General features: G+C 42.0%; 18 protein-coding genes. 5 read left to right on the top strand and 13 right to left on the bottom strand.

Annotated features, from left to right (window positions below; genetic code table 11):
- Positions 1-231: 231 nt before the first annotated feature.
- Positions 232-687 (top strand): hypothetical protein, encoded by a 456-nt coding sequence (locus KDN43_RS00960; RefSeq protein ID WP_238867839.1) that lies wholly within the window; start codon positions 232-234, stop codon positions 685-687.
- 12 nt (positions 688-699) lie between these two features.
- Positions 700-1,332, top strand: coding sequence for a ribonuclease H1 domain-containing protein (locus KDN43_RS00965; RefSeq protein ID WP_238867840.1), 633 nt, complete (start codon positions 700-702; stop codon positions 1,330-1,332).
- Positions 1,333-1,335: 3 nt separating this feature from the next.
- Here KDN43_RS00965 and KDN43_RS00970 read toward each other — a convergent pair whose 3' ends face one another.
- The 8 genes from KDN43_RS00970 to KDN43_RS01005 all read right to left on the bottom strand — a co-directional run bounded on the left by KDN43_RS00970 (position 1,336) and on the right by KDN43_RS01005 (position 7,730).
- On the bottom strand, positions 1,336-2,031 hold the full coding sequence (locus KDN43_RS00970; RefSeq protein ID WP_238867841.1) for a TatD family hydrolase: 696 nt from the start codon (positions 2,029-2,031) through the stop codon (positions 1,336-1,338).
- Positions 2,032-2,039: 8 nt separating this feature from the next.
- The gene (gene yidD, locus KDN43_RS00975) at positions 2,040-2,312 is read right to left on the bottom strand and encodes a membrane protein insertion efficiency factor YidD (RefSeq protein WP_238867842.1); all 273 of its coding nucleotides are present in this window, start codon (positions 2,310-2,312) and stop codon (positions 2,040-2,042) included.
- Positions 2,309-2,791 carry a ribonuclease P protein component gene (locus KDN43_RS00980; protein ID WP_238867843.1) on the bottom strand — a complete coding sequence of 161 codons (483 nt, stop codon included), beginning with the start codon at positions 2,789-2,791 and terminating at the stop codon, positions 2,309-2,311. Before KDN43_RS00980 ends, yidD begins: the two co-directional genes overlap by 4 nt.
- Before the next feature lie 62 nt (positions 2,792-2,853).
- Complete coding sequence (locus tag KDN43_RS00985; protein ID WP_238867844.1) at positions 2,854-3,618, bottom strand: uroporphyrinogen-III synthase; 765 nt, start codon at positions 3,616-3,618, stop codon at positions 2,854-2,856.
- Positions 3,615-4,508, bottom strand: coding sequence for a DUF4271 domain-containing protein (locus KDN43_RS00990; RefSeq protein ID WP_238867845.1), 894 nt, complete (start codon positions 4,506-4,508; stop codon positions 3,615-3,617). The genes KDN43_RS00985 and KDN43_RS00990 overlap by 4 nt, the downstream gene beginning before the upstream one ends.
- Before the next feature lie 38 nt (positions 4,509-4,546).
- Positions 4,547-5,143 (bottom strand): LOG family protein, encoded by a 597-nt coding sequence (locus KDN43_RS00995; protein ID WP_238867846.1) that lies wholly within the window; start codon positions 5,141-5,143, stop codon positions 4,547-4,549.
- Between the two features lie 201 nt (positions 5,144-5,344).
- Complete coding sequence (metK, locus tag KDN43_RS01000) at positions 5,345-6,649, bottom strand: methionine adenosyltransferase (RefSeq protein ID WP_238867847.1); 1,305 nt, start codon at positions 6,647-6,649, stop codon at positions 5,345-5,347.
- A 475-nt stretch (positions 6,650-7,124) separates the two neighbouring features.
- Entirely contained in the window at positions 7,125-7,730 is a 606-nt protein-coding gene (locus tag KDN43_RS01005; protein WP_238867848.1) for an HAD family hydrolase, read from the bottom strand.
- A gap of 180 nt (positions 7,731-7,910) precedes the next feature.
- On the opposite strand from KDN43_RS01005, the gene KDN43_RS01010 reads away from it, so the two are divergent.
- Together KDN43_RS01010 and prfB are read left to right on the top strand one after the other, a co-directional pair.
- Positions 7,911-8,915: a C40 family peptidase gene (locus KDN43_RS01010; protein ID WP_238867849.1), complete on the top strand. Its 1,005-nt coding sequence runs from the start codon at positions 7,911-7,913 to the stop codon at positions 8,913-8,915.
- Between the two features lie 350 nt (positions 8,916-9,265).
- A protein-coding gene (gene prfB / locus KDN43_RS01015) for a peptide chain release factor 2 (RefSeq protein WP_238867850.1) occupies positions 9,266-10,379 on the top strand; the annotation gives its coding sequence in 2 pieces (ribosomal slippage) (positions 9,266-9,328 and positions 9,330-10,379; 1,113 coding nt in all).
- A 120-nt stretch (positions 10,380-10,499) separates the two neighbouring features.
- On the opposite strand, the gene KDN43_RS01020 is transcribed toward prfB, so the two are convergent.
- Positions 10,500-11,267, bottom strand: a complete 768-nt coding sequence (locus tag KDN43_RS01020) for a TIGR02757 family protein (RefSeq protein WP_238867851.1) — start codon at positions 11,265-11,267, stop codon at positions 10,500-10,502.
- A gap of 97 nt (positions 11,268-11,364) precedes the next feature.
- Between KDN43_RS01020 and KDN43_RS01025 the strand changes: the two genes are divergently transcribed.
- Positions 11,365-13,629: a trypsin-like serine protease gene (locus tag KDN43_RS01025; protein ID WP_238867852.1), complete on the top strand. Its 2,265-nt coding sequence runs from the start codon at positions 11,365-11,367 to the stop codon at positions 13,627-13,629.
- Positions 13,630-13,639: 10 nt separating this feature from the next.
- On the opposite strand, the gene KDN43_RS01030 is transcribed toward KDN43_RS01025, so the two are convergent.
- The 4 genes from KDN43_RS01030 to KDN43_RS01045 form a co-directional block, all read right to left on the bottom strand.
- The gene (locus tag KDN43_RS01030) at positions 13,640-15,436 is read right to left on the bottom strand and encodes a lytic transglycosylase domain-containing protein (RefSeq protein ID WP_238867853.1); all 1,797 of its coding nucleotides are present in this window, start codon (positions 15,434-15,436) and stop codon (positions 13,640-13,642) included.
- Between the two features lie 47 nt (positions 15,437-15,483).
- Positions 15,484-16,287 carry a DUF5683 domain-containing protein gene (locus KDN43_RS01035; protein ID WP_238867854.1) on the bottom strand — a complete coding sequence of 268 codons (804 nt, stop codon included), beginning with the start codon at positions 16,285-16,287 and terminating at the stop codon, positions 15,484-15,486.
- Between the two features lie 4 nt (positions 16,288-16,291).
- Positions 16,292-17,200 (bottom strand): ParB/RepB/Spo0J family partition protein, encoded by a 909-nt coding sequence (locus KDN43_RS01040; RefSeq protein WP_238867855.1) that lies wholly within the window; start codon positions 17,198-17,200, stop codon positions 16,292-16,294.
- 84 nt (positions 17,201-17,284) lie between these two features.
- The gene (locus tag KDN43_RS01045) at positions 17,285-18,049 is read right to left on the bottom strand and encodes a ParA family protein (protein ID WP_238867856.1); all 765 of its coding nucleotides are present in this window, start codon (positions 18,047-18,049) and stop codon (positions 17,285-17,287) included.
- Between the last annotated feature and the right edge of the window lie 54 nt (positions 18,050-18,103).

An 18,103-nucleotide genomic window follows, 5' to 3' on the forward strand; every position in this document is an offset into this window, starting at 1 on the left:
AGCCCTGCTCAGTTGTCCGGAAAAGAGTGACACTTTATTAAAACAGATTCTGAAACAAGTTATCTTCTCTTTATGCAGATAACGGATAACAGAACGGGTGAATAACGCTTTACAGTAACAGGAAACAAATATAACTCAAATTGAAGAGACTCTACCGTTTTTTGTCCCTATATTTCTCTAAAAAAGTAAAAAAATAGGTATCTTTACCACATAAACGTAAAACCTTTTCATATGGATGATTTACAACCAAAAAAGAAAAAATTTCGCAAGTTGTTTGTATGGTTTCTTGGAATAGTGATCCTGTCACTTGCCATTTTCATTTACGTGCGTTTCTACTATGTGTTTGGCACCGGCGTGAAATCGGGAGAACTAAATTATCTGGTTTACAAGGGTGTTATTTTCAAGACTTACGAAGGCAAGCTGATACAGTCGGGCTTCCGTGCCGATATGCCTGGTGGCTTACAATCTAACCAGTTTGAATTTTCGGTTGAAGACGAGAAAATTGCCATGGAGTTAATGCTGGCGGGCGGCAAGATGGTACAGCTCCACTATAAAGAGTTTTTTGGGAAGCTGCCATGGCGCGGATACACCAAATTTATCGTGGACAGTATCATCTCAATTGAGGAGAAACCTGCTAATCCGCTTTTGGAAGAAGAACTGACTCCCTACATACTGGACTCGATGTAAATGAAGGGAGTGATGGCACAAAAAAAGTTCTACGTAGTATGGCAAGGCGTAAAGCCCGGTATTTACTCTTCCTGGGAAGAGTGCAGGGCACAGGTATCAGGTTTCGAGGGCGCACTTTACAAATCGTTTCCCACTCTGGAGGAGGCTGAAAAAGCTTTTTCCGAAAATCCTCGTAAGTACGTGAAGCACAAAAGAGTCATGGCACCAAGTCCAATTATTGAATACAAAACAACAGAAAGTATTTTATCAGAAAGCATTGCTGTAGATGCTGCCTGCAGCGGTAATCCCGGCAAGATGGAGTACAGGGGTGTTTTTGTGGCCGATGGTGTGGAGATCTTCCATGTGGGCCCAATGGAAGGTGGGACTAACAACGTAGGTGAATTCCTGGCAATAGTGCATGCGTTGGCACTGCTAAAAAAGAGAAAGAACAATATTCCAGTCTATTCCGACAGTATTAATGCAATAAAGTGGGTTTCCAATAAAAAATGCAATACTAAGTTGGTGCAAACTGAACAAAACAAGATTATATTTGATCTTATCAACCGGGCGGAGAAGTGGTTGATGTCAAATAGTTACACCAACCCTATATTGAAATGGAATACCAGATCGTGGGGTGAGATTCCGGCTGACTTCGGTAGAAAATAGTTATTAATCCTCCACCTCTTCGGGATCAATACTCCTTGGTGGCCTCAAAGTTGGGAAAACACGATGAATATTTTGTGCGATTTTCCCCGCAAACTCAACGAGTTCAATATTCATGGCCCGTGCTGCCTGATTATAAACATCACGTATATCCATAACATCCTCATCAGTTTCGCAGAAAAGATTTTCAATTGGAATAATCTCCATAGACTCCACATTAATATCGTCTCCCACAGAGAAGTAAAAACCTTCTCGAACAAGTCGCTTCGTCAATTCCGGTTTCCCGCGATACCCGTGCAGTATCCAAGGTTGGGAAGGTTTGGCTTCATTAAAAACAGACAGCAGCTCATCCCATGCCTTCACGCAGTGAATAATAATTGGCTTCTTAAGTTTTTCGGAAAGAATAATGTGCTCTTTAAAAACTGGAATCTGAATTTCGTATGAGGGGCCTTTAAGTTTATCAAGCCCGGTTTCTCCAATAGCAATAATGCGGGGGTCTCCTGCAATCTCTTTGAGATATGTCATCTGATTTTCACTCTCTTCGGAATACCATGGATGAATTCCGCAGGAAAATGCATGACGTTCGATAGTCTCTTTGGCTACCTCAAATTCAAGTGGATATACATCAAGGATACACGAGTGATACGGGTCATCGGTATCTTCTAAAAGAATCTGGTGAGTGTGAACGTCGTATAATTCCATAAAAATTATTACTCAGCTTTCGTTGCATCACGGTGCTTTTTGACTTTTGGTTCCGGCACGGGATCATAGCCCCATCCTCCCCATGGGTTACAGCTTAAAATACGTTTTGCAGACAAGTAGGCACCTTTGAAAGGGCCATGCTTTTTCAATGCTTCTATCGTGTACCGTGAACAGGTAGGGGTATAGCGGCAACTGGGCGGTTTTAGCGGTGAGATGACTGACCGGTAGAAATAGACAGGCAAAAGCAAGATCCATGTCAGTAAATTCTTTAAATATTTCAATATGATGCCTCCCCCGCGAATAGATTGTTCAACTCCCTCATAGCTTTCTGCACACCTTTCACAACAGTAGCATAGTCGGAAAGGTCATCCTTCACATATATGAAAGCAATCTCAAGATGATCTTTTTCCCTAAGCAGCCCTGTATTGAAAAGATGTTTATTTAACCGGTATGCCTCCCTAAATAGCCGTTTCATACGGTTACGATGTACTGCAGGCTTTATTCTCTTTTTCGGGATGCTAACCAGTACCGATAACGGAGATAGAGCAAATTGCTCCGTCTCCAAATATACCACCCTGAACGGGTACGCCATAAAGGAACGCCCCAGGGCAAAGAGGGTTTCAATTCTTCTTTCTCCCGTTATACGTTCACCTTTTGTAAACCTGAATCGCTCAATTACGTCCATAGATAAAAGCATTCCTCCGAAAGCAATTACATCAACAAAGATAACTGTTTTTGGATTTAATTGTAACACTTTCATAAAAAAAATGGAAAAGTGCGCACTATCACCTTTCCATCTTACAGGTTTTCCTATTTACAGAATCAGGAGTGATTCTTGTGATTCTCTTTCAGAAACGCCTCCAAAGCAGCTGTCATTGAAGGGTAATCGGGCTGGGGAGCCTCGCAATCGAGCCTCAGCCCTGAATCTTCTACTGCCTTGGCAGTAGCACTCCCGAAACAACCGATGGCCATATCGCCTTGCTTGAAATCGGGAAAATTCGTCACCAATGATTGTATTCCAAGCGGACTGAAGAAAATGATCATATCATAGTCGAGTTTTTCATTTTCATCAAATTCGTTACTTACCGTTCTGTACATCACGCTTTTGGTATAATTAATTTTCTTTTGATCAAGAAAAAGTGTAACCTCATCGTTATGCTCCTCGGGCACAGGTAACAGAAACTTCTCTTTAGCGTGCTTAGTAAGGGAGTTACTAAGTCCGTCAATCTTTCCGGTTTGACTGAAGAATATTTTTCTTTTCCTGTAAACAATATATTTTTGCAGATAGAGAGCAACTGTCTCAGAAATGCAGAAATATTTCATTGTTTCAGGCATAGATATCTTTAGCTCCTCACATATTGAGAAAAATTTGTCCACGGCCGTTCTGGCAGTGAATACAATTGCCGTAAAATCCAGTATGTTGATACGTTGCTGACGAAACTCCTTCATGGAGACCCTGTCCACTTTAATAAATGGGAAAAAAGACATCTCCACGTGAAACTTGTCCGCTATTTCAAAATAGGGGGATTTTTCGGTCGTTGGCTTGGGTTGAGAAATGAGTATTTTCTTTACTTTCCGGGCATTCATACAATGTAATTTCCAGCAATACTAATTATTGATACAACGCCTTTATAGGCCAGCAGGCAGGGCGCAATTTCAGTTCCGCAAAGATACACAAAAAAATAGAAATACCCGATTTTATTTTTAACAAAAATATTTAATAATTCAAGAACAATGATTATGCGATTGATAAGAAACAGGACAATTATAAAGATTCCTACGAAATATCTGAACTCAGGCAAGAAGACATAGAAGACGGCTGGAAAGAAAAAGATGAGCCCAAACAGTTCAATGAGCCGAGAGTACCTCGTAATCCAGCTCTTAATTTCATCTCTCATAAAAAAGGTACTGATAAACCTGTACATCAAAAACTTTAGTCCGGTCAACAATGATATTCCGAAAAAAAATCCGGCAAAGCTATAAAGATAGCCAGCTGAAGAGAAAGATGATATCCCCCTGTCCCATAAAAAAGTAAAGAGAATAATTGTTATTAGCAGTACAGCCTGCAAAATCATAAATAGCTCACCCCACACCTCAGTGGTAGTCACCTGATTTTTTCTTACCGAAGCAGGAATTTTACCCAGGGTTAATAAATTTTTAAAATTACTCATCAGAGCAACCCCTTCTCTGCGGAATACAAAGGCAAAAGTCATAAAGCAGAAAAGAAACAGCAGGAAGATTACGCTGTTCACCCAGTTAGAGAATGGAAAATCGACACCTACATTCCCGGCCGATAACTGCTGAAAAGCAAATGCGGAAATTTCATCTGTTTTAAAAAAAAGGTGGCTGCTGTCAGTAAGAAGATATTCAAAACGGTCGAAATAGATCAGTAATGAATCCGGACTGTCTTGAAGCGTTTCCGCCTTCAGAAAAAAAGGAACGGAATTCTCGATTGTATCAGCAATAAAATCGGGCACTCTTTATTATTAAATGTTTACATCGTTTCTCCACAAAATTACAACTCTTTTTTCTTATATTTGGTAAAAGAGGGGTTCCAGCAAGGAATTTTTTCAATCAGGTTGATAGCCATGCCTGGAGTTGACGCCACACTCCAGAGGCCACTGTAATCAGCTCTCATAAACTTCTCATCAATCATCTTCTCAAAAAAAGATAGCAACGGCTGATAGTAATCATTGATATTAAGAAGGACAATGGGATTGTTATACAACCCCAACTGCTTCCATGTAATAATTTCCGCAAGCTCTTCCAGTGTCCCTACTCCCCCGGGAAGAGCTATCACGGCATCGGCAGCATGTGCCATAGCCGCTTTTCTCTGATGAATGGTCTCGGTAACAATGGTCTCGGTAAGACTATCATGCCCCCATCCGGCATCGATCATAAATTTTGGGATAACCCCTTTTACCTTACCCCCATATTTCAATACCGCGTCATTCAGGGCACCCATCAGACCCTGCTTGCCGGCACCATTGATGCAGGTTATACTGTTCTCTGCCAACATTTTTCCCAATTGTGCTGCCGCTTCAAAATAGATTGGGTCTATTTCAGAACTGGAAGCGCAGTAAACAACCACTTCTTTGTTTCTCTTTTTCATTTTACCTCCTTCAAACAAAAGAAAACACGCCAGGCAGGGATCGTTAACGCCAGGCATGGATCATTAACTCAAAGCCAAAAAAAATCAAGCCAGGCATGAATAAGTCATTCAAAAACAAGATCAGTCAAGCAAAGCCAAAACCAATCAGGCGAGGCAGGAATAAATCATCTAAAACCCCGGAAATATCCCTGAGCCACGATTTTACAAATTAAACTCTTTCCTGATCTTATCAACGTAGTCAAGCTTCTCCCATGTAAAAAGCTCTACTGAAACTATCACCGGCTCGGGCATATAACGTGAATTGAACACCTTTTTCACCACACGAGACTCACGTCCCATATGTCCGTAAGAGGCTGTCTCAAGATAGATTGGGTTACGCAGTTTGAGTCGCTGTTCAATAGCTTTGGGCCTCAAGTCGAACAAGGTTTTTACCTTTTTTGCAATCTCTGCATCCGACATTTTAACATTGCTTTTGCCATAGGTATTAACATAAATACTCATTGGTTCTGCAACGCCTATGGCATAAGAAACCTGAATAAGGACCTCAGAAGCAACACCGGCAGCTACCATATTTTTGGCTATATGCCGTGCCGCGTATGCTGCTGAACGATCCACCTTAGAGGGGTCTTTTCCCGAAAATGCTCCACCACCGTGAGGTGCTTTTCCGCCATAGGTATCTACAATTATCTTGCGGCCGGTCAACCCGGTATCGCCATGTGGCCCGCCAATAACAAATTTCCCCGTAGGATTCACATGATAGGTTATATTTCCATCGAAAAGTTTTTGTATATCTTTCCTTCCTCTGTACTGAGCCTGAACACGTGGAATCAGTATTGTCTTCACATCTGACTTGATACGGCTCTGCATCTTTCTGTCAGCCTCAAGGGCATCTTCTTTCGTGTTACCCCTTGGCTTCTCAAACTCATCATGCTGTGTAGAAATCACTATAGTATCGATACGTTGAGGCACACCGTCTTCATTGTACTCCACAGTGACCTGTGACTTTGCATCGGGACGAAGATAAGGCATAAGTTCAGGTTCATTTTTCCTAATATTCGACAGTTCCTGCAGCAAGGCATGACTTAAATCGAGCGGCAGTGGCATATAATTCTGGGTCTCATTGGTAGCATAACCGAACATCATTCCCTGGTCGCCGGCTCCCTGGTCCATGGGGTCCGACTTTTGATCAACACCACGGTTGATATCATCTGATTGTTCGTGAATACTTGAAAAAACACCGCAAGAAAGAGCTTCGAAGCGATATTCACTTTTCGTATACCCAATATTGGCTATTACCTGTCGCGCCACTTCTGCTACATCTACATATGCACGGGATTTTACTTCTCCTGCCAGTACCACCTGACCAGTGGTTACAAGAGTTTCGCAAGCTACTTTTGAGTTATGGTCATATGCCAGAAACTCATCAAGCAAAGCATCCGATATTTGATCGGCTACTTTATCGGGGTGCCCTTCGGACACCGATTCGGAGGTAAATAAATAGTTCATTTATAATTGTAAATTTGATGAACTGTAGCAAATAAGAGAAAGGGAAATGCGGTAAAGCGTTTTAGCATTTTTTTCTGTGGTTGCAAGCAGTTCAAATCTTTCCACATTGTTTTATCGGCTGCAAAGTTAGTAATAATATAAACAGATAGTCCCGACTAAAAGTTAAAATGTGTTATTATTGACCCTTCATCATTAAATCATTTCAGTGAATATTTATTTTAATACTTAACATACGAAACTTGAATTATTTAGGCCTATGGCAATCTAAAAGAATTAATACTAGCAAATGACTTGTTATAAAGACTTGACCCAACACACTTGAGCCGACACAAAAAACAGACAAAATAATAATCTGAATATATGTTTCTTAAGTAAATTTCACAGGGCTAATAAATGTGCTCTGCAGGTTTTAATATTTCAACTCAGGCTCTCAGTATAATTGATATGCAAATAGCGTGACTTTGGTGATTAAATGCTAAAGAACCATTTTATTTTTCAATTCTTGTTCCAGGTTCACATCTTCAGTCAGGTGGATGGTGTGGAATCCCATAGCTTTTGCAGCCTTCACATTTTCGATGTTGTCATCAATAAATAACGATTCGGAAGGTTTGATGGAATATCGGTCCAGTAAAATCTGATACAGTTTTTTATCGGGTTTAACCAGTTTTTCTTCTCCCGAGACAACCATTCCATCCATATCGCGGAAGAAATCGTAACGCTCCATAGCTATCGGAAGGGTTTCGGCCGACCAGTTGGTAAGTCCGTAGATCTTGTATTTCTCTTTTAGAGGTTTAATCAGCCTAATATTTTCTTCGAACGTACCTCCTAACATCTCCCCCCAGCGGCCGTAAAACATGGCTATCTCCTCTTTATACCGGGGAAACTCCTGTTGTTTCATAGCTGTAGCTTCTGCCAGAGGCCTGCCTGCATCCTGCAGTACATTCCAATCCGGCTTACAAACATTATCAAGGAAATAATTCATCTCTTCCTCTTTATTAAAAACTTTTCTGTAAAGATATGCAGGATTCCAGTCTATCAGCACACCGCCAAAATCGAAGATAATATTTTTCAGTTGCAGCATAATAATATTTTGATGCCCAAAAATACAAAAAAACAGCCGCATTCACCTCCATTTATGTTAAGGAGTGTCCAAAACAACACTATTTATTGTTAAATAAAAGATACAAGTTCAATTTATTTGCCTGATTTTCCTTACTTTCGCATGTGTAAATCGAAAGTCTAAAGAGATATCTTTAAAGTGATGTACAAAAAAATCGCGTTACTCATATTTATATCATCCCTGCTGGCATCTTGCGTAGCACGAAAAATAAACGTCTCTTACCCTAAGGCTGACACTCCATTGCAGAAGCATATTCTAGGCTATGGCATGAAGTATCTGAACAGGCCATACAGGTACGCCGGAAAAGGTCCCAACGCGTTCGATTGTGCAGGCTTTACATCTTTTGTCTTTCGTGAATTCGGATACAGCCTTAGCCCGAGTTCATCCGGCCAGTACAGGCAGTTTCCCGGAATAGATGACAGAAAAGAATTACGGCCGGGCGACCTGGTGTTCTTCGAGGGTCGTTCTCATAACGGCAACGTGGGACATGTAGGGATTGTAAAAGATGTGCTTGGCAAAGGGCACTTCACATTTCTTCATGCATCCACCAACAACGGGGTTATAATATCAAGGTCGACCGAGCCATATTATGCTTCCCGCTATATTCGCGGAGGAAGGGTTCTGAATGAGAACCCGGTTTATACTGAACAACAAAATCAGTCTAAAAAGAAGAAAAGCATAGTATTTAATCCAGCAGCATCAAATGAAGGGCCAGAAATACAGAATGCTCAGTCAGCATTATCAGGTAAAGCGGGAGAGCCAGCTGAAACAGTTTTTGATGATATACATATGTCAGGCCAAAACAATAGCAGCAATAATCACGTAACTCTTTTACAGGCCAATACGCATGAAAATTCCTCTCCCGGGAGGAGCCAATCTGACAGCAGAAGAGATGGCCCTGAAAGTGGCACTGTTTTTAAAGCTGATATCTGTGTCGCCCTTAGAGAAGACTCAGTGATAGTTCCCAAGCCTGCAGTAATTAAAATAGGCGAGGACGGTCCCCTAAAGCTCACCGTTAAAATGGGCGAAACGCTCTATTCAATATCACGACAATTCAATTGCTCCATAGAACAACTAAAGTCCTGGAATCCACATTTAGGCCCCATATTGATGGCAGGAGACACTTTGACTATTCTGTCTGATTAAGAGTTGATTACTTCGAGAGTCTTAAAAATCGGGGTCCGTTGTTTAATAATGGAAAACTTTAAATGATGTTGTTTCCCATCTTTTACTTATTTTTGTATGCTGAAACCATTATGGTCCTGTTAAAAAACCAAACAAAATAATATATTATATTATATTGTAATTGTGCCGGTTGCAGTCGAAATAAGAGTAAATGAACTTGAATTCAGCCTAAATGCTGAATTATAGAAATGGATTTACATTGACTTGTAAAACGCTGAATTCTAGTGGCACTTATAAGCTCAATCTGCTCAATTATTGCCGATCTTTTTATTATCGGAGACTAGTGTGTTGAAATATAAAATTAAAACAATATGATTACTGCAGAACAACTGAAAGATTTGTTGGAGCGCGAGAAAGCGCTGAGGGGGTATCTTTGACGTAGATGCAAGAAGCATCCGGCTTGAAGAGGAAGAGCTGCGTACCCAGTCACCCGATTTCTGGAGCGACACCAAAGCGGCAGAAGCACAGATGAAAGTGGTAAGGGAACTAAAATTCTGGCTTAATGCCTACAACGAGGTAAAGGCTGCTGTGGATGAGCTGCAGCTTGCTTATGACTTTATGAAGGAAGGTGTTGTATCTGAGGAGGAGGCAGACGTCATTTATGCAAAAGCCCTCAAAATAATTGAGGACCTGGAACTTAAAAACATGCTTCGGCGTGAAGAGGATCAGCTTGGCGCCGTTTTAAAGGTCAATGCCGGTGCTGGCGGGACAGAGAGCCAGGACTGGGCCTCCATGCTTTTCCGAATGTACCAGCGATGGTGTGAGGACAAAAATTATAAGACCACTGTAACCAACTGGCAGGATGGCGATGATGCAGGTATCAAGACCGCAACCCTGCAGGTGGAGGGCGATCTGGCCTATGGCTTCCTGAAAAGTGAAAACGGTGTTCACAGACTCGTGCGTGTATCCCCTTATAATGCACAGGGTAAACGTATGACATCCTTTGCTTCGGTATTCGTTGTTCCTCTGGTTGACGATACTATAGAGATAGAAGTAAATCCGGCGAACTTAAGCTGGGACACCTTCCGCTCTTCGGGAGCAGGAGGACAGAATGTGAACAAGGTGGAGACCGGTGTCAGGTTGCATTATCTATACAAAGACCCCGATACAGGTGAAGAGCAGGAGATAGTGATTGAGAATACCGAGAGCCGTTCGCAGATGGGCAACCGTGAAAACGCTATGCGACTGCTTAAGTCACAGCTTTACGAGATGGAACTTGAAAAGCGCCGCTCAGCTCAAGCTGCCATTGAGGCGGGCAAAAAGAAAATAGAATGGGGATCACAGATTCGCAGTTATGTCTTTGATGACAGGCGAGTGAAAGACCACCGTACCAACTACCAGACATCAGACGTAAATGGGGTGATGGATGGCGACCTGGATGAATTCATCAAAGCCTATTTAATGGAATATGGAGGCAGCCTGTAACTGCCTCTTCCAAAAGGCCGACAAAAATTGAATATCCAGAGCGCGATGCAATTGAGAACTGGTAGATGCAATTGAGAACTGGTAACTGTTTGCAAATTTGTTTTCACCCGGAAGATAGTGTTAACGGGTGGAGTCCGCCGATACAGATAATCCGAAAAGGGCATAATCATATTTTACCGGATCGTCAGGATCAAGCAACCTCAGGTTTTCGGTAAGCTCAATTGCTGTTTTCCAATCAGTCTGTTTACGGGTAATCAGCCCCAAGCTCCGTGCGGTTCTGTCGACATGCAAATCAACGGGGCAAATAAGCTCACTCTGCGGAATCCTTTTCCAAAGGCCAAAATCCACACCGTTACTATCGGTTCGCACCATCCACCGCAGGAACATATTCAACCGCTTGCAGGCAGAGTTGCGGGCAGGAGTTGCCACATGCTTCCTGGTACGTGCAGGTGCGTCAGGATGATTGAAAAACGCTTGTTCAAAACTGATGAGTGATTTTTCAATAGAGATGAACATTCCTCCGTTAAGAAATGCATCTTCAAGACTGTCATAAATGGTATAATGATGATGTAAGAAACTTACAAAGTAAAGCAGATCGGTATCGTTAAAGGTGCGATGTTTAAAACCAAGCAGATTTTTCAGATCCCGGTCGCTGTGTTCCATAATAAACCGGTAGGGTTCGTTTCCAAACCTCTCAACAAGCTCTTTACATTTTGAAATAATCGTTTTTCTCTGTCCCCACGCAAGTGTTGCAGCAAAGAAGCCAATTATTTCGCGGTCTTTTTTTGCAGAAAATAAGTGGGGAATTGAAATAGGATCATTTTCTATAAATGAGACTTGATTATACTGATTGGATTTCTCGTCAAGGAATTTTTTCAAATTAAACATTATGAGATAAAATTATTCGATGCAAAAATAGCTCTATTTCTTAAAAAACCTTACATTTGCAATAACAATTTATTTTTTGAATTTGTATCTGTTTTTAATGAGACCTAACATATACACTGTAATACCCAGCCTGAAGAACCTTTTCCTTTTCTTCATCTCTCTATTCCCGTACACTGTTTCAGGGCAGATAAGCTATGGAGGGATGCCACTTCCATTCCATGCTGATGCTGGCGCACGCGCTATTGCTCCGGCAACGGATTTTTTCATTGAGATGCCCTCTTTTGATACGCAGGCAGCATTAAGGCGCTCAGAACAGGATCGGTCTAAATTCAAAAGCCTTGAGTTTGCTCATAAATTTCACGTACACCTTAGACCCGACAATTCAGGTATCATTTTCTCTGCTGGAGGCATGAAAGTGTGGCGTGTCGGCATCCGCTCGAAAGGAGCTTACTCCCTGAATATATTTTTCTCTAAATTCAAGCTTCCAGCTGGAGCAAAAGTGTTTATCTATAACTCAGGTCAGACAGAAGTACTGGGATCTTATACCGAGAAAAACAACACAGAATTAAACATGCTCCCTGTTCAACCCCTTGGAGGAGATGAGTTAATTGTGGAGTATCAGGAGCCGCAGGATGCAACATTCAGCGGAGAGATTGAGATAGGTGAGGTAAATCACGATTTTATGGGTATTTTCAGGGCTACAGAACCAAGGGACCCGGAACAGAGCTGTCATCCCAATTTAGTATGTTACCCGGAGAATATTCAGCCTGGCAGCGGCATTGTTGCGCTTATTATTAACGGAACGACCTACTGCACCGGTTCTCTTATAAACAATACATCTGATGAGTTAATACCATATTTAATAACTGCCACCCACTGCCTTAACAAAGACTATAATGCATCATTCCTTGCAAACAGAAAATATGATCTCGTTGCTGGCAGCATTGTCGCCTTTTTCAATTATAACTCACCTGTCTGCTCCACTGATATCCGGGGCCCTCTGCAAATGACAATGGCTTCGGCCGATTCGGTACTTATCAGTGAACGGCACGATATCTCACTTTTGAAACTGAAACAAGCCCCACCAAAAGAGTACCAGCCATACTACCTGGGATGGAATACAAACACTGCTCCTTCTGCACCCTTTCATGGATTGCATCATCCTAACGGGGGTATAAAGAAAGTTGCTATCGGAACAAGGTCTCTGAGCATCGGATCATTTGATGATCCTAAATACAATATGGAACCTAACTCTTTTTGGGTGATTAATGAATGGGATACAGGCTCAACCGAAGGTGGCTCGTCAGGATCTCCGCTGCTGGACAGAGATAAAAGAATTGTCGGCACACTCACAGGAGGTGTCTCTCAGTGTTCATCACCACGTGGCCCCGATATATATGCCTCTCTTTACAGATTCTGGAATGTTCAGGGATCGCTTAATAATCCAAACCCTATCAGTTATTACCTTGACCCGGTAAATTCGCAAGCAACGCAAATGGATGGGTATAATCCAAACGCCAACAGTCCGCTCACAAGGAGCCATAACTTTATTTATGATGAAAAAATATTGCAGTCCTATTTTCAGTCCATCCCTATGTTTGCTACAAACAACACATACGGGTACAGTGAGTTTGCAGAAGAGTTTTCTGCAAAAGCCGATACCCGGCTCCAAGGTGTGTTTATATCATCTCCGGCAACAGACAAAATCCTGAACATGAACATTCGTATAAGGGTCTACTCAGGCGAAAACGGCCCTGAAAGGCTGCTATATGAACAGCCTTTTAATTACGGTTTCATGTTTTTCAGTAATTCAGGTTTCCCGGTTGCACCACGCGATATGAGGCACAGTGTGGAAAACTACATAAAATTCATCAATCCTGTAACCGTCTCTGGCAGATTTTATATCTCCTACTATGAAACAAAAGGAATAGCTGACGGCTTCTCAGCCTTCAACATTGAACCCAGAAAAATTGGTTCCGGAATGATCTGCACTTCCTGGATGAGAAACAGTATGGGTTGGGTAAGATCGTCAGAAAACATTGAAAATCCAGTTAATACCTCATTCATGATTATTCCCTATACATCAGGGAAGGAATCCGTAGCTGTTACACCTGAGAAGGAAGAGCCGATACTTACAGCATATCATTCAAGGGAGGTGAAGAGGATATTCATAGAATCGAACTACGACATAATTGAATGGGAAATATATTACTCTTCGGGACAGAAAATCTATCATGAAAAGGCAGATCTAAGTATAAACAGAGTCTCCTATTCATCGGGACACCTGCCCGGAGGAGTCTATATTGTAAAGGTAAAAACTATTGATGGTATAACAAGATCGAGAAAAGTACTGGTTATGTAACAAGACCGGACTAATTATACCGGCTCACTTCGGCAGTGGTTGCTTTTTCACCCTCTTCCGGTGCTTCTTCCTGCCCCTCTTCAGCCACTCTGTCCATTAGTTGATTAATGCGATCTTCATCATCAATAACCACTTGTACCGCCTCGCCATTCTCATCTGAACCCTTTACCAGGTTATCAGCGGAGAGGCTGCAATCCTTTTTACCGATCTGCTCTTTCAAGTAATTTGATATAACACTGCTTCCCTCTCCTGAATCCTCTGCACGCGAATATTCTTGTTTTCCCACTTCTGGCTTTACTTCAGGAACTGGCACCACTTTTTTACCCACTATCAACTGGTCTCCAATTCCTATTCTTGTTGAGCTCAGCCCGTTCCAAAACTGAATTTGAGACACTTTCACACCATTACGCTGTGCAATTTTTCCAAGTGTATCTCCTTTTCTTACCCGATAATATAGATTCTCCGTGCGTGTAACGCCGGCAGAGGCTTCTGATGCCTCTGTGGATACCTGTTCTGCATTTTCGGTTTTGGATATTTCCTCTGCCCGTTTGCCCACTATCAGCTGTTTTCCAATACTCAGTCTGTCTGATTTAAGCCCGTTCCATGATTTAAGCTGTGCCAGGGTAATGCCGTTTCTCCCGGCAATGGCAGAAAGGTTGTCCCCCTTTTTCACACGGTAGTAAATGTTTGCCGTATTTCCCGACCCTGAAGATACCGATCCGTTCAGATAGTTTTCGGTGTTGACTCTGTGAGTAAGAAATCTTCCTCTTTCAAAATTTACTATCGAGTCATTTTTATCGATATAAGAATACATTTTTTCAGTGGGAAGCACCAAAGCATATGGTTTGAAGTTACCGGGAATAATATCTTTCTTGAACTGCGGGTTAAGCCTTCTCAACTCGCTTACGGGCAGATCAAGCACCCCTGCAATCTGCTCGAAATGGATCCGCTCATTTACCTGAATCGTATCCAATGCAGTGTTTGCACCTGAAAGGTGTACCGGGCAGATGTTATGGTCTGCATAATAATTCATAATGTAATTGGCTGCAATAAAGGCAGGAACATACCCTCTTGTCTCTCGTGGCAAAAGGTAATATATTTCCCAATAATCATGTTTTCCACCACTTCGGGCTATAGCTTTATTCACACTGCCCGGTCCGCAGTTGTATGCTGCGATGACCAGGTTCCAGTCCCCATAAATAGCGTACAGATCCTTCAGATATTGTACTGCAGCCTCAGTGGCCTTGTAAGGATCCCTCCTCTCATCGACCAGGCTGTTTACTTCCAACCCATATCCTTTACCGGTACGAAGCATAAACTGCCACAGCCCTGTAGCACCGGCACGTGATACAGCAACCGGATTCAGTGCCGACTCAATGACCGGCAGGTATTTCAGTTCCAGAGGCAGGCCATGCCTGTCCAAAGCCTGTTCAAACATAGGAAAATAGTAGTCCCCCAGGGCAAGCATATATGCCACTTGCTCCCTTTTCCGGATGGCATACATCTCGATATAGTTTTTCACCACGCTGTTGAACGAGACCTCCATCACCGTCGGCAACTGGTAAAGCCTTTTTATAAAAACAGTATCGTGAAAAGTAACATTCTCCCCACGTTTACAATCAACATTTGCTTTTGAGAGATCGAGCTGCCAGTTGTGCAGCAGGTCACTAAGCTTTTCAGTCATACTTTCGGGATAAACAATCTCGTTGTCTTTTATTTCCCTGGAGGTTGCATGGCCGTTTTCCTGAGCTGTCAGTGCAGCACTAATCAACAAACATATCAGTGTAACTAATAAATTTTTCTTCATAAGATAAGATTACCACTCCTTAAAATATGGAGTTGACATTTAAATAGTTAGAAATTAAAACTCCACTGCACTCCCAATGATGAGCTTCCATTATAACCGTACCTCTCGTCTTTAACCATCACCGGTGCCACACGCATTGACAAATCGGGGCTTATGTCGAAATCAAACAACTGGGCATCTACATATGCATCCACAATAGCTATCAGATACAAGGCAAATGTTCCAATAATACTAAAATCTCTGTAATAGCGATAATAGTCCTTACGCTGTTTCAAAACATCAGTAAACCAACGTATATCTGTAGTTGCAGGATCCTGGCCATATGGCAGCATGTTATGCCAACGGTTGGTATCAGGGTTATCATCCATGATATCCTGATATGCTCCCAGGTAATCACGGTAATACCCATTGTTCCAGGTGATAGCATACGTAAATCCGACAAAGCCTCCGTACAAAATTGGCAATTTCCAGTACTTCCTGTTATATATCTGTCCTAATCCGGGGAACAATGCCGAGAAGATAACTGCTTTTCGCGGTGTTGGCTTAAACCGGTATGAAGGTGTGAAAAAAGAGTCACTGGTGGAGCCATCAATCAAGAAGCTATCTCTAAACTTAATGGTATCTTCCTTAACATGCACAGCTGAATCTTTGGTAATTATGCTTGCCGTAACCACTGTTTGCTGCGGCACAGTAAGAGTGGATGTGTCAGAAGGCCGGATAGCCTTCACTGAATCCTCAATAATAACTTGAGCCGAATCCTGTCGCTGTTGCAGTAAATTAATCTGCGAATAGGCTTTGACATAACAAAAAACAGAGAACAGGCATACAAGAACAGGGGCAAGCTTCATCATCGGCCTATTTTTTCATTTTATCAAACATCACTATAATACGCTCCAGATCTTCTGGCGACTCAAATGGAATAGTGATCTTCCCTTTTCCCCGTTTGTTGAGGGTGAACTGCACATCGGTTTTAAAATAGGAGGAAAGGTGCTGTTTTAAAGCGTCAAAATCGTCAGGTAGCATCTGTTTTACCGCAGGTTTCCTTTTTTGTGACTTGCTGCCACCTGAAGAGATCGACTTAGGAATGGGTTCCCCGTCACTGAATTCCCTCACAATTGTTTCCACTTTCCGTACCGATAACTCCTCATCGAGAATCAGATTGTAAAGCGAGAGCTGTGCCACAGGATCGTTCATTGTAACTAGTGCACGGGCATGCCCCATATCAATCTTCTTGTTTTTTACCCCCATTTGCACTTCGGCAGGAAGCTTCAAAAGTCGCAGATAATTGGCAACAGTAGCCCTTTTTTTACCCACTCTCTCGCTCAGTTGCTCCTGTGTAAGAGACATTGTGTCTATAAGAGTTTGATAAGCAAGTGCAATCTCAATTGAGTTAAGGTCTTCACGCTGAATATTCTCAATCAGCGCCATTTCCATTATATCATCATCATCAACCGTTTTTATATAGGCCGGTATTGTTGACAACCCTGCCAGCTGTGAAGCGCGGTAGCGACGCTCTCCGGCAATAATCTGATATTCGTCTTCATCCAGTTTTCTTAAAGTAACGGGTTGAATAACGCCAATGGATTTTATGGAAGCCGATAACTCTATCAATGCGTCCTCATCGAACACCCGGCGTGGTTGATCGGGATTGGGAATAATCTTACCCAACTCCACCTCACTGATAGAAGAAGAGCCCTTTGTCTCACCATCGTTAAAAGTGATCAAAGCATCCAATCCTCTTCCTAATGCATTCTTTTTCGCCATAATATATACCCTGATAATTTTCCGGTCTATGCTTTTCTAAATCGATAATTCAAATAACAAACATAAAAACCAAAGTGCACAAAGTTATGAATTTTTTTCGATTAGCTCCTGGGCAAGTTGCATATGATTGACAGCTCCCCTTGATCCTGCATCATACATCAAAGCCGGTATAGCATGGCTCTGCGACTCGCTTAGTGTAATGTTGCGTTGAATAACGGTAGTGAAAACCAACTCTTTAAAGTGATGCTTAACCTCTTCATAAATCTGGTTATGAAGTCGAAGACGCGAATCATACATAGTTAGAACAAAGCCTTCTATCTCGAGCTTGGTATTTAGTTTTGACTTAATGATCTTTATCGTATTCAACAGTTTGCTTAACCCTTCAAGTGCGAAGTATTCACATTGAACAGGTATCAGAACAGAATCGGCTGCTGTAAGTGCATTCACGGTAATTATGCCCAACGAGGGAGAACAATCGATCAATATAAAATCGTAGTCGTTGTTAAGAGGGAGCAACAGGTCTCGAAGTTTTTTCTCTCTGTTATCCATCTGCACCATCTCCAGTTCTGCTCCCACCAGATTTATATGTGATGAGATGATATCGATGTTTTCAAAGGGGGTTTGTTGCACAGCCTCCCTTGAAGAACATTTGCCGATCAATCCCTCATAAATGGTGTAGGTGGTTTTTTTAATATCAATACCTAAACCTGAAGAGGCGTTTGCCTGAGGATCGGCATCAACTACCAGGACTTTTTTCTCCAAAGCAGCAAGCGAAGCTGCAAGATTAATCGTAGTAGTGGTTTTTCCCACTCCTCCCTTTTGATTCGCCAAAGCAATAACTCTACCCATAATTTTCAATTTACAGCTGGCATCATTTTTTCAATGTGGCTTATATAAACAAAT

Source organism: Proteiniphilum propionicum, assembly GCF_022267555.1.
GTDB lineage: Bacteria > Bacteroidota > Bacteroidia > Bacteroidales > Dysgonomonadaceae > Proteiniphilum > Proteiniphilum propionicum.

Excerpts from the sequence above, each read along its gene's own strand:
- KDN43_RS01040 (WP_238867855.1), bottom strand. The coding sequence starts at position 17,200 with ATGGCGAAAAAGAATGCATTAGGAAGAGGATTGGATGCTTTGATCACT.
- KDN43_RS01005 (WP_238867848.1), bottom strand. The coding sequence starts at position 7,730 with ATGCTGCAACTGAAAAATATTATCTTCGATTTTGGCGGTGTGCTGATA.
- KDN43_RS00965 (WP_238867840.1), top strand. The coding sequence starts at position 700 with ATGGCACAAAAAAAGTTCTACGTAGTATGGCAAGGCGTAAAGCCCGGT.
- KDN43_RS01035 (WP_238867854.1), bottom strand. The coding sequence starts at position 16,287 with ATGATGAAGCTTGCCCCTGTTCTTGTATGCCTGTTCTCTGTTTTTTGT.
- KDN43_RS01010 (WP_238867849.1), top strand. The coding sequence starts at position 7,911 with ATGTACAAAAAAATCGCGTTACTCATATTTATATCATCCCTGCTGGCA.
- KDN43_RS01045 (WP_238867856.1), bottom strand. The coding sequence starts at position 18,049 with ATGGGTAGAGTTATTGCTTTGGCGAATCAAAAGGGAGGAGTGGGAAAA.
- KDN43_RS00985 (WP_238867844.1), bottom strand. The coding sequence starts at position 3,618 with ATGAATGCCCGGAAAGTAAAGAAAATACTCATTTCTCAACCCAAGCCA.
- metK (WP_238867847.1), bottom strand. The coding sequence starts at position 6,649 with ATGAACTATTTATTTACCTCCGAATCGGTGTCCGAAGGGCACCCCGAT.
- KDN43_RS01030 (WP_238867853.1), bottom strand. The coding sequence starts at position 15,436 with ATGAAGAAAAATTTATTAGTTACACTGATATGTTTGTTGATTAGTGCT.
- KDN43_RS00970 (WP_238867841.1), bottom strand. The coding sequence starts at position 2,031 with ATGGAATTATACGACGTTCACACTCACCAGATTCTTTTAGAAGATACC.
- KDN43_RS01020 (WP_238867851.1), bottom strand. The coding sequence starts at position 11,267 with ATGTTTAATTTGAAAAAATTCCTTGACGAGAAATCCAATCAGTATAAT.
- KDN43_RS00980 (WP_238867843.1), bottom strand. The coding sequence starts at position 2,791 with ATGAAAGTGTTACAATTAAATCCAAAAACAGTTATCTTTGTTGATGTA.
- KDN43_RS01025 (WP_238867852.1), top strand. The coding sequence starts at position 11,365 with ATGAGACCTAACATATACACTGTAATACCCAGCCTGAAGAACCTTTTC.
- KDN43_RS00995 (WP_238867846.1), bottom strand. The coding sequence starts at position 5,143 with ATGAAAAAGAGAAACAAAGAAGTGGTTGTTTACTGCGCTTCCAGTTCT.
- KDN43_RS00960 (WP_238867839.1), top strand. The coding sequence starts at position 232 with ATGGATGATTTACAACCAAAAAAGAAAAAATTTCGCAAGTTGTTTGTA.